At 70.4% G+C, this 13,603-nt stretch carries 11 protein-coding genes; 3 read left to right on the top strand and 8 right to left on the bottom strand.

Features of this window, described 5'->3' with window-relative positions; all coding sequences use genetic code 11:
• Window positions 1-9: 9 nt before the first annotated feature.
• From alaS to ACFYXC_RS26710, 3 genes are read right to left on the bottom strand one after another with little or no spacing between them, the layout of a single operon-like run.
• Window positions 10-2,682, bottom strand: coding sequence for an alanine--tRNA ligase (gene alaS / locus ACFYXC_RS26720; RefSeq protein ID WP_389554330.1), 2,673 nt, complete (start codon window positions 2,680-2,682; stop codon window positions 10-12).
• Window positions 2,682-3,032: a DUF6167 family protein gene (locus ACFYXC_RS26715; protein ID WP_389554329.1), complete on the bottom strand. Its 351-nt coding sequence runs from the start codon at window positions 3,030-3,032 to the stop codon at window positions 2,682-2,684. The genes alaS and ACFYXC_RS26715 overlap by 1 nt, the downstream gene beginning before the upstream one ends.
• A 7-nt stretch (window positions 3,033-3,039) precedes the next feature.
• Window positions 3,040-3,507 carry a DUF948 domain-containing protein gene (locus tag ACFYXC_RS26710; protein ID WP_388918237.1) on the bottom strand — a complete coding sequence of 156 codons (468 nt, stop codon included), beginning with the start codon at window positions 3,505-3,507 and terminating at the stop codon, window positions 3,040-3,042.
• 126 nt (window positions 3,508-3,633) lie between these two features.
• Between ACFYXC_RS26710 and ACFYXC_RS26705 the strand changes: the two genes are divergently transcribed.
• Window positions 3,634-5,829 carry an ATP-binding protein gene (locus ACFYXC_RS26705; RefSeq protein WP_389554417.1) on the top strand — a complete coding sequence of 732 codons (2,196 nt, stop codon included), beginning with the start codon at window positions 3,634-3,636 and terminating at the stop codon, window positions 5,827-5,829.
• A gap of 36 nt (window positions 5,830-5,865) precedes the next feature.
• On the opposite strand, the gene rpsD is transcribed toward ACFYXC_RS26705, so the two are convergent.
• The 5 genes from rpsD to ACFYXC_RS26680 form a co-directional block, all read right to left on the bottom strand.
• Window positions 5,866-6,480, bottom strand: a complete 615-nt coding sequence (gene rpsD / locus ACFYXC_RS26700; protein WP_055526293.1) for a 30S ribosomal protein S4 — start codon at window positions 6,478-6,480, stop codon at window positions 5,866-5,868.
• A gap of 310 nt (window positions 6,481-6,790) precedes the next feature.
• Window positions 6,791-8,146, bottom strand: coding sequence for a replication-associated recombination protein A (locus ACFYXC_RS26695; protein ID WP_388918233.1), 1,356 nt, complete (start codon window positions 8,144-8,146; stop codon window positions 6,791-6,793).
• Between the two features lie 71 nt (window positions 8,147-8,217).
• Window positions 8,218-8,856, bottom strand: coding sequence for a vitamin K epoxide reductase family protein (locus ACFYXC_RS26690; RefSeq protein ID WP_388918230.1), 639 nt, complete (start codon window positions 8,854-8,856; stop codon window positions 8,218-8,220).
• Window positions 8,857-9,211: 355 nt separating this feature from the next.
• Window positions 9,212-10,474 carry a histidine--tRNA ligase gene (hisS, locus tag ACFYXC_RS26685; RefSeq protein ID WP_388918227.1) on the bottom strand — a complete coding sequence of 421 codons (1,263 nt, stop codon included), beginning with the start codon at window positions 10,472-10,474 and terminating at the stop codon, window positions 9,212-9,214.
• Between the two features lie 13 nt (window positions 10,475-10,487).
• A complete protein-coding gene (locus ACFYXC_RS26680) occupies window positions 10,488-11,204 on the bottom strand; it encodes an MBL fold metallo-hydrolase (protein WP_389554328.1) in 717 nt (238 codons plus the stop codon).
• Window positions 11,205-11,396: 192 nt separating this feature from the next.
• Here ACFYXC_RS26680 and ACFYXC_RS26675 point away from each other — a divergent pair, with 192 nt between their 5' ends.
• Window positions 11,397-12,236, top strand: coding sequence for a peptidylprolyl isomerase (locus ACFYXC_RS26675; protein ID WP_388918221.1), 840 nt, complete (start codon window positions 11,397-11,399; stop codon window positions 12,234-12,236).
• A 135-nt stretch (window positions 12,237-12,371) separates the two neighbouring features.
• Window positions 12,372-13,601: a DUF349 domain-containing protein gene (locus ACFYXC_RS26670; RefSeq protein WP_389554327.1), complete on the top strand. Its 1,230-nt coding sequence runs from the start codon at window positions 12,372-12,374 to the stop codon at window positions 13,599-13,601.
• The last annotated feature ends 2 nt before the right edge of the window (window positions 13,602-13,603 follow it).

The following is a 13,603-nucleotide window of genomic DNA, read 5'->3' as shown; positions in this document are numbered from 1 at the left end:
CGCCCTCGCTCACCTGGCGGACTCGGCCACGAGACGCTCGACGGCGTCGACGGCCTCACCGATGGCCGACGCGTTCTGGCCACCGCCCTGGGCCACGTCGGGCTTGCCGCCACCGCCGCCACCGAGGGTCTTGGCGGCCGTACGCACCAGGTCACCGGCCTTGAGACCGCGCTCGCGGGCGGCCTCGTTGGTGGCGATGACCGTCAGCGGCTTGCCGTTCACCGTGGTGAACAGGGCGACCACGGCGGCCCGTCCGCCCTGGATACGGCCGCGCACGTCGAGGACCAGCCTGCGCAGGTCGTCGGCGCTCGTGCCGTCCGGGACCTGGCCGGTGACCAGGGCGATGCCCTGGACGTCCTTGGCGGACCCGGCGAGACCGGCGGCGGCCTGGAGGACCTTCTCCGCGCGGAACTTCTCGATCTCCTTCTCGGCGTCCTTCAGCTTGCCGAGCATGGCCGAGACCTTCTCCGGGAGCTCCTCGGGGCGGCCCTTGATCAGCTCCTGGAGCTGGGCGACGACCGTGTGCTCGCGGGCGAGGAAGTTGTAGGCGTCGACACCCACCAGGGCCTCGATGCGCCGTACACCCGAACCGATCGACGACTCGCCGAGCAGCTTCACCAGACCGAGCTGCGCGGTGTTGTGCACGTGCGTGCCGCCGCACAGTTCCTTGGAGAAGTCCCCGATGGTGACGACCCGGACGCGCTCGCCGTACTTCTCGCCGAACTCGGCGATGGCGCCCTGCTTCTTGGCCTCGTCGATGCTGAGGATCTCGGCGTGCACGTCCAGGTCGCGGGCGAGCACCTCGTTGATCTTCTGCTCGACGTCCGTCATCACGGCCGTGGGCACGGCGGCCGGGGAACCGAAGTCGAAGCGGAAGCGGCCGGGCTGGTTCTCGGAGCCTGCCTGGGCGGCCGTCGGGCCGAGGGCGTCGCGCAGGGCCTGGTGGGTGAGGTGCGTGGCCGAGTGGGCGCGGGCGATGGCCGTGCGGCGGCGCACGTCGATGACGGCCTGGGCCTTGGCTCCGACGGTCACCTCGCCGACCTGGACGACGCCCTTGTGGACGTACACCCCGGGGACCGGCTTCTGGCAGTCGCGGACCTCGATCACGGCACCGGTGTCGATCCTGATCCGGCCGGTGTCGCCGATCTGGCCGCCGCCCTCGGCGTAGAACGGGGTGCGGTCGAGGACGATCTCGACCTCGTCGCCCTCGGTCGCGGCCGGCGAGGAGGCACCGTCGACGAGGATGCCGACGACCGTGGACTCGCCCTCGGTGCTGGTGTAGCCGATGAAGTCGGTCTCGCCGGCGGCGTCGGCGATCTCCCGGTAGGCGCCCATGTCCGCGTGCCCGGTCTTCTTGGCCTTGGCGTCGGCCTTGGCGCGTTCCCGCTGCTCCTTCATGAGGCGCCGGAAACCGTCCTCGTCCACGGACAGGCCCTGTTCGGCGGCCATCTCCAGGGTGAGGTCGATGGGGAAGCCCCAGGTGTCGTGGAGCAGGAACGCCTTGTCGCCGGAGAGGACCCTGCCACCGGCGGCCTTGGTCTCCGTGACGGCGGTGTCGAGGATGTTGGTGCCGCCCTTGAGGGCCTTGAGGAAGGCGGCCTCCTCGGCGAGGGCCACGGTCTCGATGCGCTGCCGGTCGCTGACGAGCTCGGGGTACTGCTGCCCCATCATGCCGATCACGACGTCGACGAGGTCCTTGACGACCGGGCCGGTGGCGCCGAGCAGCCGCATGTTGCGGATGGCGCGGCGCATGATGCGGCGCAGCACGTAGCCGCGGCCCTCGTTGCCCGGGGTGACGCCGTCACCGATGAGCATCACGGACGTGCGCATGTGGTCGGTGACCACGCGCAGGGAGACGTCGGAGTCCTGGCCGGCGCCGTACTCGACACCGGTGAGCTCGGTGGCCTTCTTGATGACGGCCATGGAGGTGTCGATCTCGTACAGGTTCTGCACGTCCTGCAGGATCATGGCGAGGCGTTCCAGGCCGAGACCCGTGTCGATGTTCTGGCTCGGGAGGTCCCCGAGGATCTCGAAGTCCTCCTTCGAGGTGCCCTCGCCGCGCTCGTACTGCATGAAGACGAGGTTCCAGATCTCCACGTACCGCTCGTCGTTGACGGCGGGGCCGCCCTCGGCGCCGAACTCGGGGCCGCGGTCGTAGTTGATCTCGGAACACGGGCCGCAGGGGCCCGGGACGCCCATGGACCAGTAGTTGTCCTTCTTGCCGAGACGCTGGATGCGCTCTCTGGGGACGCCGACGACCTCGTGCCAGATGCGCTCGGCCTCGTCGTCCTCCAGGTACACGGTGATCCAGAGCTTCTCCGGCTCCAGGCCGTAACCGCCCTTGTCCTGGGGGCTGGTGAGCAGCTCCCAGGCGTACTTGATGGCGCCTTCCTTGAAGTAGTCGCCGAAGGAGAAGTTGCCGCACATCTGGAAGAACGTGCCGTGCCGGGTGGTCTTGCCGACCTCCTCGATGTCCGGCGTGCGGACGCACTTCTGGACGCTGGTGGCGCGGTCGAACGGCGGCTTGACCTCACCGAGGAAGTAGGGCTTGAAGGGCACCATGCCGGCCGGGACCAGGAGGAGGGTCGGATCGTCCGCGATGAGCGACGCCGAAGGGACGACGGTGTGCCCGCGCTCCTCGAAGAAGCTCAACCAGCGGCGACGAATCTCGGCCGACTCCATCAGTGGTCCTCATTCCGGTTGCGCGAGTACGTCGACCTCTCGACGTACGTCGGGTTCTTGCTGTACTGCGGGTCGTTGCGGTTCTCGAGGGCGGCGACGCGACGCGGGGAGGGCAGTTCGGGATCGGCGTCCAGTCCGAGGACCTCGCCGAGTTCCGCCTCGCGCTGGGCCATTCCCTCGCGGACGTCGAGTGCGAAGTCCTTGAGCCGGTGGCCCGCTTCGATCGCCTTGTTGGCGGCCTGGGCCGCGAGGCTCTCGGGCGTCAGCTGCTTGATCTTGCGGTTGACCTTGGTGGTGGCCCACACACCGGCGGCTGCGCCCGCGGTGAACCAGAACGTACGGCGGAACATCGCTGCGTCAGTCCTTCTTCCGCTTGGCCCGTCGCGCCGACGGGACGGTGCGGCCCACGATCACGGTACGACGCGCGGGCTTGGCAGGCATGTCCTCCCGGCGGCCGCCCATGGCCCGGCGCACGCCGTAGCCGAACGCCGCCACCTTCACCAGCGGTCCGCCGAAGGTCGACGCAACGGTGGTGGAGAGCGCCGACGCGTTCGACGTGACCTCCTGGACGTCGGAGGCGATGGCGTCGACCCGGTCGATCTGGGTCTGCGCCGAGCGCACGGCCGCGGAGGCGTCCGCGAGGAGCGGGACCGTCTGTTCGGTCACGTCCGCGACGAGTTTGGTGGTCGCCCTGAGCGTCTGGGCCAGCCTCGCGAGTGCCACCGCGAGGAAGGAGACCAGAATCGCCCAGAAGACGGCCACCAGAATCCCGGCCACCTCTCCACCGGACACCGCGCACCCGCTCCCTGGATCGTGCCTCACCATCGAAAAGTCGTCCTGTGACCCTATCGCGCCGGGGCAGCCGGTCCGTACCGGATTACCGCCCGCCGCAACCGGAGTTGCGTGAACGGATTGTACGGAGTGCGTATGGATGAGTACGCTCAGTTGCCCATGCGGGCTTCTCAGCGTTCTCAGCGTTCTCGGCGTCCGGGCGCGGGGGCAGGCGGTCACCCGGCCGGCAATCTGCCCCTGGAGCTCAACGCGTTCGTGGGCCGCTCGGCCGAACTGTCGCAGCTGGGCACGGCCCTCGACGCGGCGCGGCTGGTGACGGTGACCGGCCCGGGCGGGGTCGGCAAGTCGCGGCTCGCGGCGCGCGCGGCGGCCGGGTCGCGGCCGCGCGACGGGGTGTGGCTCGTGGAGCTGGCCGCGGTGCGCGATCCGGAACTGGTCGAGTACGCGGTCGTGGAGGCGCTGGGTCTGACGGACCACACCTCGCGCCCGCCGCGCCGGGTACTGCTGGAGCATCTCGCGGAGCGCCGGGTCCTGCTCGTCGTCGACGGGTTCGAGCATCTCGTGGACGCGTGCGCGTCGCTGGTCGGTGACCTGCTGAGGCGCTCCGCGGGCCTGCGGGTGCTCGCCGTGGGGCGCAGACCGCTGTCGGTGGACGGTGAGCGGGTCTTCCCGCTGGCGCCGTTGAGCGAACCGGAGGCGGCCGAGCTGTTCGCGGACCGTGCCGCCGCCGGGGCACCGCAGTTCGCGCTGGACGACGGCAACCGCGCGGACGTGCACGAGATCTGCCGGCGGCTCGACGGTGTCCCGCTCGCCGTGGAACTGGCCGCGGGACGGTTGCGGGCCCTCTCCCCCGCCCAGTTGCTGGCCCGGCTCGACGACCGCTTCCGGCTGCTGACGGGGGGCGGGCGCGACATGCTGCCGCGCCACCGGACGCTGCGTACGGCGATCGGCTGGAGCCACGAGCTGTGCACACCGCGGGAACGGCTGCTGTGGGCACGGCTGTCGGTGTTCGCCGGGCCGTTCGACCTGGAGGCCGTGGAGTACGTGTGCGGGGGCGGCGGGCTGCGTCCCGACAACATCCTCGACGTGCTCGGCGAGTTGCTCGCCCAGTCGGTCGTCACCCGCGAGGAGACCCCGGCGGGGGCGCGCTACCGGATGCTGGACACGGTCCGGTCGTACGGCGCGGACTGGCTGGAGGCCATGGGCGACGCGGCGCGACTGAGGCGGCGCCACCGCGACTGGTACCTGGGGCTGGCGACCTGGGGCGAGCTGGACTGGTTCTCGCCCCGGCAGCGCGAGGTGGCCGCGCGGGTGGAGGCGGAGCTGCCGAACCTGCGCCACGCCCTGGAGCACTGCCTCAGCGAGCCGGACGGCGGACATCTGGGCCAGTACCTCGCGGGGACCCTCTGGTACTACTGGGTCGGCTGCGGGCGGCTGTCGGAGGGACGGCACTGGCTGGAGCGGAGCGTCGGCCTGGAGACGGGCCACGAGCGCTCGCGGCTGAAGGCGCTGTGGGTGCTCGGCTACGTGGCGGTCCTGCAGGGCGACAGCGTGCCCGCGCTCGCCGCGCTCGACGAGTGCCGGCAGCGGGCCGAGCTGTCCGGGAACGCCACCGCGCTGGCCTACGCGGAGCACCGCACCGGCTGTCTGGCCCTGGTCACCGACGACATGCTCCGTGCGGAAACGCTCCTTCGTTCGGCGCTCGAGCGGTATCACGAGATCGGCGAGCTCAACAGCAACGTCCTGATGGGCCAGGTCGAGCTGGGGATGGCCCTGGCCTTCCAGGGCGACCTGCCGGGCGCGGTGCGGCTGTGCGAGGAGGTGCGCCGGGTCTGCGTGGACCACGGGGAGCGCTGGGCCCTGGCGTACGCGCTGTACGTGCTGGCGTACGCGGCCTGGACCGAGGGCGACCTGCCGGGGGCCCGGCGGCTGCTGGCCGAGTGCCTGGACACCACCCACGTCTTCCACGACCTGCTCGGCACGGTCCTGGCGGTGGAACTGCTCGCGCTGGTCACCGTGTCGGAGGGCGACGCCGGCGAGGCCGCGGTGCTGCAGGGGTCCGCGGCCTCGATGTGGCCGTCGGTGGGTCTGCCGCTGTTCGGCTCGGCGCACTACAACGCCCCGCACGAGCTGTGCGAGGCGACGGCCCGGGAACAGCTGGGCGACGAACGGTACGAGGAGTGCGTACGCGCGGGGGCGCGGCTCGGCCTGCGGGCGGCGGTGGGCCGGGCACTGGGGCACTCCCGGCAGCGGGCGCCGGGCACGTCCTGCGGGCAGCGAGGCGGTGCGGTACCCCCGGACATGCGAGAACCCGCCGCCTCGCCCACCCACAGGGGCGGCGAGGCGACGGGCTGAAGCAGGCGCGGGGCCGGTGCTGAGAGGTACGCCTGATCAGCGGGCGTAGTACTCGACGACGAGCTGCTCGTCGCAGATCACCGGGATCTCCTTGCGGTTCGGCTCGCGGTCCAGGCGGAACGCCAGGGCGCCGAGGTTCACCTGGAGGTAGCGCGGGGTCTCGCCGTCGGGGGCGAAGCCACCGGCGCGGGCGACCTCGAACAGCGTCTTGCTGCGGCTGCGCTCGCGGACCATCACGACGTCGTCGGGCCGGACGCGGAAGGACGGCTTGTCGACCTTCTGGCCGTTGACCTCGATGTGGCCGTGCACGACCATCTGGCGGGCCTGGTAGATCGTGCGGGCGATGCCCGAACGCAGGACCAGCGCGTCGAGACGGCGCTCGAGCTCGATGACCAGGGCCTCACCGGTCTTGCCCTGCGTCTTGGCGGCACGCTCGTAGGCGCGGACGAGCTGGCGCTCGGACACGTCGTACTGCGCGCGCAGACGCTGCTTCTCGAGCAGACGGACCTTGTAGTCCGAGTTCTGCTTGCGGCCACGGCCGTGCTCGCCCGGCGGGTAGGGGCGGGCCTCGAAGTACTTGACGGCCTTCGGGGTCAGCGCGATGCCGAGGGCACGCGACTTCTTGACCTTGGGGCGGGACTGGTTCGCCACTTCTTTTCCTTCTTCTCTTCGGCTGCCTCAGGGTTACGGGAGGTCGCATCCGCAACCGGGGATTCCCGTCAGGTCCGCGGGGGACATGCCGGGCAGCCGCTCCCCTGGCTGGGCACATACGTGCAGCACACGAACGGCCCACCGACCGATCCCGGAACTCCGGGTGGTGGTGGGCTGCCCGCGACACCTACAACCGGTGCGCGACGCTCCTGGATCGAAAGATCCGGCTGGGTGTCCCGCCTGAGGCGCCGACCGGGGCCGGACACGGGACTCAGCACTGCGGGGAAGTCTACAGGGTCCTGCGGCTTCCTCAGGACCGCCCTCGGCCGAGGTGCTTCCTGGTCCACTCGACCGCGTCCGCGTAGCGTGCCTCGGCGCCGTGCCGGGTCGGCGTGTAGTACTCGCGGTCCTTGAGCTCCTCCGGCGCGTACTGCTGGGCGGCGATGCCCTCCGGCAGGTCGTGCGGGTACACGTACCCCTGCGCGTGGCCGAGCTTGGCCGCGCCCTTGTAGTGCCCGTCGCGCAGGTGGGTGGGCACGGGGCCCGCGTGGCCCTTGCGCACGTCCTCCATGGCGGCGCCGATCGCCATGGTCGCCGCGTTCGACTTCGGGGCCAGGGCGAGGGCGATGGTGGCGTGGCTGAGGGTGAGCGCGGCCTCGGGGAAGCCGATCATGGCGACGGCCTGCGCGGCCGCGACGGCGATGGGCAGGGCGGTCGGGTCGGCGAGCCCGATGTCCTCGCTGGCCGAGATCATCAGCCGGCGGGCGATGAACCGGGGATCCTCGCCCGCCTCGATCATCCGGGCCAGGTAGTGCAGCGCGGCGTCGACGTCCGAGCCGCGGATGGACTTGATGAGGGCGCTGGCCACGTCGTAGTGCTGGTCGCCGTCTCGGTCGTACTTCACCGCGGCCCGGTCGACGGTCTCCTCCAGCGTCTGGAGGGTGATCTGCGGCTCGCCCTTGTCGAGCGCGGATCCGGCCGCCGCCTCCAGAGCCGTCAGTGCGCGGCGGGCGTCGCCCCCGGCGATCCGCAGGAGGTGCTCCTCGCTGTCCTCGGGGAGGGTGAGGGCGCCCTTGAGGCCACGGTCGTCGGTGAGGGCCCGGCGCAGCAGCGCGCGCAGGTCGTCGTCCGTGAGCGGTTCGAGGGTGAGGAGGAGCGAGCGGGACAGGAGGGGGGAGATGATGGAGAAGTACGGGTTCTCCGTGGTCGCCGCGATCAGCGTGACCCAGCGGTTCTCCACGGCCGGCAGCAGGGAGTCCTGCTGGGCCTTGCTGAAGCGGTGGATCTCGTCGAGGAAGAGGACGGTCTCCTTGCCGAAGCCGCCGGTGGCACGGCGGGCGCCCTCGATGACCGCGCGCACCTCCTTGACGCCCGCGGTGATCGCGGACAGCTCCACGAAGCGCTTGTTCGTCGCCTTGGAGACCACGTACGCCAGGGTCGTCTTGCCGGTGCCCGGCGGGCCCCAGAGGATCACCGAGGAGGGGCCGGCCGGGCCCCCGCCGCTCTCGCCGACGAGTCTGCGCAGCGGCGAGCCCGGCTTCAGCAGATGCTGCTGGCCCACGACCTCGTCGAGGGTGCGCGGGCGCATCCGGACGGCCAGGGGGCTGCTGGACGGGTCCTTCTCCTGGCGTTCTTCGGCTGCGGCGGTAAACAGGTCGGGCTCCACGTCGGAAACCCTATGTCACGCCACTGACAGAGCGGTCCAGCCCTTGGCGCGCAAGGGACGAGCCGGTCCCGTCAGCTGGTCCAGAAGTCCCACCAGCGCGTCAGGACCAGCATGCCGATGACCCCGATGTGCATGACCGGCAGCACCCAGGCGAACTCGCCGAGGAAGCCCTTCAGCCAGCCGGGGGCGGGCAGCACGCCGTTGCGGACGTTGTGCGCGGTCACGGCCCAGAACATGATGATGGTCGCGACCCAGGCGAGGCAGCACCACAGGCACAGCGAGTTGATGTTGTACAGCGACTGGTACTGGAGCCAGGTCACGAAACCGACGCCGAACAGCATGCCCGCGTCGAGGGTGAGCCAGTACCAGCGCGGGAAGGAGGCGCGGCCGAGCAGGCTCATGCCGACGCAGATCACCATGCCGTAGGCGACGAGGCCCAGCATCGGGTTGGGGAACCCGAAGACGGATGCCTGGTCGCTCTTCATGATGTTGCCGCAGGAGACGACCGGGTTCAGGCTGCAGCCCGGCGTGAAGTTCGGGTCCTCGAGCAGCTTGAACTTGTCGATGGTGATGACCCAGGAGGCCAGCACGCCGGCCGCGCCGGTGATCACCAGCAGCAGGGCGAGGACACGGCCTCCGCCCACGGCTCGCGGGGCACCGGCGGCGTCCTGGTCGGTGGGGACGCCTTCCCTGACTGTCGTCTTGCTCATCACGCCGTTTCCGTAGCTCGAGAGGGCTTTCCGGGCACGGTCATTGTGCCGCACGGGCGTGGGTGTCCACCGTTCGATGGGCATAAGGAAGTGCGTGCGGGTGTGCTGGGGCGGGGCTGCGTGTGCAGGGAATCGCCCGGTGGGGCGAATCCGAGGGCGCGGGGTTGACGACCGCGGGCCCCGGAGCGGTTCTCGCCCCCGCCGCCCCTTCCCGTCCCGACCCTGGGGGCTGCGCCCCCAGACCCCCCTTGTCGCGCTGCGCGCTCGTCCTCAAGCGCCGGACGGGCCGGATTTCCGGCCCGTCCGGCGCTTGAGGACCGGGGGTTCGGGGGCTGGCCCCCGAGAAATGCCCGCTTCAGCTGAGCCGGGACTCCAGTTCGGCCACGATCTCGTTCACGCCCACCGGGACCTGCTCGCCCGACTCCATGTCCTTGAGCTGGACGACCCCCTCGGCGAGATCACGCTCACCGGCCACGACGGCATACCTCGCCCCACTGCGGTTGGCGTTCTTCATGGCCCCCTTGAGCCCCTTCCCGCCGTACGAGAAGTCCGCCGCGACCCCGGTCCTGCGCAGCTCGGTCACCACACCGAACAGCACGCGGCGCGCCTCCTCACCGAGCGGCACGGCGAACACGCTGGTGGCCGGGGGCAGTTGCAGCGACACCCCTTCGGCCTCGAGCGCGAGGACCGTACGGTCGACGCCCAGTGCCCAGCCGACGGACGGCAGCGCGGGGCCGCCGATCATCTCGGACAGGCCGTCGTACCGTCCGCCCCCGCCGACCGCGGACTGCGAGCCGAGGCCGTCGTGCACGAACTCGAAGGTGGTCCGGGTGTAGTAGTCCAGGCCGCGCACCAGCTTCGCGTCGTCCTCGAAGGAGACGCCCGCGGCCGTGATCAGCTCGCGCACCTCCTCGTGGTACGCCTTGCACGCGTCGCAGAGGTAGTCGCGCAGCAGCGGGGCGCCGACGAGCTGCTTCTGGACGTCGTCCCGCTTGTCGTCGAGGACGCGCAGCGGGTTGATGTCGGCGCGGCGCAGGGTCTCCTCGTCCAGGTCGAGCCCGCGCAGGAAGTCCTGGAGCGCGGCCCGGTAGACGGGCCGGCACTCCTTGTCGCCCAGCGAGTTGAGCAGGATCCGGAAGTCGCGCAGTCCGAGCGAGCGGTACGCCTGGTCGGCCAGGATGATCAACTCGGCGTCGAGGGCCGGGTCCTCGGCCCCGATCGCCTCGGCGCCGACCTGCGAGAAGTGCCTGTACCGGCCCTTCTGCGGGCGCTCGTAGCGGTAGTAGGAGCCCGAGTACCAGAGCTTGACCGGCAGGTTGCCGAGCTTGTGGAGGTTGGCCTCCAGAGCGGCCCGCAGCACGGAGGCCGTGCCCTCGGGGCGCAGTGCCAGCTGGTCGCCGCCCTTGGTCTCGAAGGCGTACATCTCCTTGGTCACGATGTCGGTGGACTCACCGACGCCGCGCGCGAACAGCTCGACGCTCTCGAATCCGGGGGTCTCGATGTATCCGTAACCGGAGTTGCGCAGCGGGGCGGCGATCGCCTCGCGCACCGCGAGATACTGCGCGCTGTCCGGCGGGATCAGGTCGTACGTGCCCTTGGGTGCCTTGAAGGTGCTCAACGGAAGTCTCTCGTCACATTCCTCGTCGAGGAGCGGAGGTGGGGTCCGCTCCCTGGCCGGCCGCCGCCACCTGCCGCAGATACGGGTTGGTGGCGCGTTCCTGGCCGATGGTCGTCTGGGCGCCGTGGCCGGACAGCACCACGGTCGAGTCGTCGAGCGGCAGGCACACGCGTGCCAGCGAGCCGAGCATCTCGTCCATGTCGCCGCCGGGCAGGTCGGTGCGTCCGATGGAGCCGGCGAAGAGCAGGTCACCGGAGAAGAACACGGACGGGATCTCCGTGTTCGCGGGCATCCGGAACGTCACCGACCCCTTCGTATGGCCCGGTGCGTGCGCGACGGAGAAGTCGAGTCCTGCGAGCTTCAGCGCGGCGCCGTCCGTCAGCTCCTTCACGTCGTCCGGTTCGCCGACCGTGAGCTCGCCCATCAGCGGCATGCCGATCGAGCGGCCGAGCGCCCGCTCCGGATCGCTCATCATGTACCGGTCCGCGGGGTGGATCCAGGCGGGTACGTCGTGCGCGCCGCAGACCGGGACCACCGAGGCGACATGGTCGATGTGGCCGTGCGTGAGGACGACGGCGACGGGCTTGAGCCGATGCTTGGCGAGTGCTTCCTCGACTCCCTGGGCGGCCTGGTGGCCCGGGTCGATGATCACGCACTCCTCACCGGCGGCGGGGGCGACCAGATAACAGTTGGTGCCCCAGGCCCCGGCGGGGAACCCGGCAATGAGCACGTTCGTCCTTCGGTATGTCGTACGGCAGGTCGTACGGGAATGGTTTCGCTGCGGATGAGAGCCTACCGGCGCTGCCGGAACCACAGCGAACCCATATACGGTACGGGGCACACGCAGGCGGTCGGCTCACAAGACGCACGCGTCCCACCTGACGTACGAGATGACGTACGAGACGCATGAGGAGATAACCCGGTGGTCACCCAGGAACAGCGGCGGCGTCAGCTCGCCCGGGAGAAGTTCTTGCGGCAACAGCAGCGGCGTACGTCCGCCCGTCGCAAGGCCCACGCTCGTAACGCGGTGATCGCGTCGGTCCTCGGCGTGGTCGTCGTGGGCAGCGTGGTGTCGTACGCGACCGGGGTGTTCAAGCAGGACGACGACAAGTCCAACGCGGCGGCGGAGGCCACCCCGAGTCCTTCCGCGCCCAGCAAGGCCCCGGACCCCTGTGACAAGGCCGCCGGGGGCAAGGTGAAGTCGCTGAGCTACAAGAAGGAGCCGGCGATGACCATCGACAGGTCGGCGGACTACACGATGAAGCTGCAGACGACCTGCGGCGCGATAGACATCGACATGCCGGCCACGAAGGCCCCGCACACGGTCAACTCGTTCAATTTCCTGGTGGGCAAGGGCTACCTGGACCACACCAAGTGCCACCGTCTGACGACGAACGGCATCTACGTGCTCCAGTGCGGCGACCCGCAGGGCACCGGCATGGGCGGCCCCGGCTACACCGTCCCCGACGAGAACCTCAAGGACAAGCGCCTCAAGGGCGGCGTGTATCCGGCGGGTACGGTCGCGATGGCCAACCAGTACAACGCGCAGACGAAGGAAGGCCGTGACACCGGCGGCAGCCAGTTCTTCCTCGTCTATCAGGACAGTCAGTTGCCCGCCAACTACACACCGTTCGGCACGATTTCCGAATCGGGCATGAAGGTGCTGAAGAAGATCGCGGCCGCCGGTGAGAGCACTGGCCAGGGCGACGGCGCACCCAACGCGACGGTCGTGATCGACAAGGCGACCGTCACGAAATCCTGACCGCCAAGTGCGAAATTTCGGTCGCGCGGGATGCGGACAGCCGCCCCGCCGGTCGCCTATGTTGGCCGTGACGAAACTGTGGACGATGCCCGGGGGCAGTGCTGCCCCACGCAGGCATCATGTGGAGGAGGCGCTGTGAGCAGCGACCCGTGGGGCCGCGTCGACGAGACGGGGACCGTGTACGTGCGTACGGCCGACGGCGAGCAGGTCGTCGGTTCCTGGCAGGCCGGAACTCCCGACGAGGCACTGGCCTACTTCGAGCGCAAGTACGAGGGCCTGGTCGTGGAGATCGGCCTCCTCGAACGACGAGTGAAGACGACCGACCTGTCCTCGAAGGACGCCCAGATCGCCATCGATCACATCCGCGAGCAGGTGGACGCCCACCACGCGGTCGGGGATCTGGACGCGCTGCGGAAGCGGTTGGACAAGCTCGTCGAGACGGTCGACGCTCGCCGTGAGGAGCGCAAGGCGCAGCGGGCCAAGCAGTCCGACGAGGCCCGGCACTCCAAGGAGGCGCTGGTCGTCGAGGCGGAGGAGCTGGCCCAGTCCGACCAGTGGCGGGCCGCCGGTGAGCGGCTGCGCGCCCTGGTGGACACCTGGAAGGGCCTGCCGCGGCTCGACCGGAAGTCCGACGACGAGCTGTGGCACCGTTTCTCGCACGCGCGCTCGGCGTTCTCCAAGCGCCGCAAGGCGCACTTCGCGTCGCTGGACGCCCAGCGCGAGGAGGCCCGCAAGACCAAGGAGAAGCTGGTCGCGGAGGCCGAGGCGCTCTCCGGTTCGGCGGACTGGGGTCCGACGGCGGCCCGTTACCGCGAGCTGATGGCGGACTGGAAGGCCGCGGGCCGTGCCCAGCGCGAGCACGAGGACGACCTGTGGAACCGCTTCCGCGGCGCCCAGGACGTGTTCTTCGCGGCGCGCAGCTCGGTCTTCGCCGAGCGGGACGCGGAGCAGACGGAGAACCTGAAGCTCAAGGAGGAGCTGGCCGAGGAGGCCGAGAAGCTCCTTCCGGTGCAGGATCTGAAGGCGGCGAGGGCAGCCTTCCGCTCGATCAACGAGCGCTGGGAGGCCATCGGGCATGTGCCGCGCGACGCCCGCCCGAAGGTCGAGGGCCGGATGCACGCGGTGGAGCGGGCGCTGCAGGAGTCCGAGGAGACCGAGTGGCGCCGGACGAACCCGGAGGCACGCGCGCGTGCCGAGGGTCTGACCGGTCAGCTGCAGGCCGCCGTGGACAAGCTGGAGGGCCAGATCGAGGCGGCGCGCTCCGCGGGCAACAACGCCAAGGCCGACAAGCTCCAGCGGGAGCTGGACGGGCGGCGGGCGCTGCTTGAGCAGGCGCTGAAGGGGTTGCAGGAGTTCGGCGGATAGCT

The organism is Streptomyces sp. NPDC002701, assembly GCF_042889045.1.
Taxonomy (GTDB): domain Bacteria; phylum Actinomycetota; class Actinomycetes; order Streptomycetales; family Streptomycetaceae; genus Streptomyces.
The sequence above is the reverse complement of the archived record's forward strand: the minus strand, read 5'-3'. Positions and strand labels throughout refer to the sequence as shown.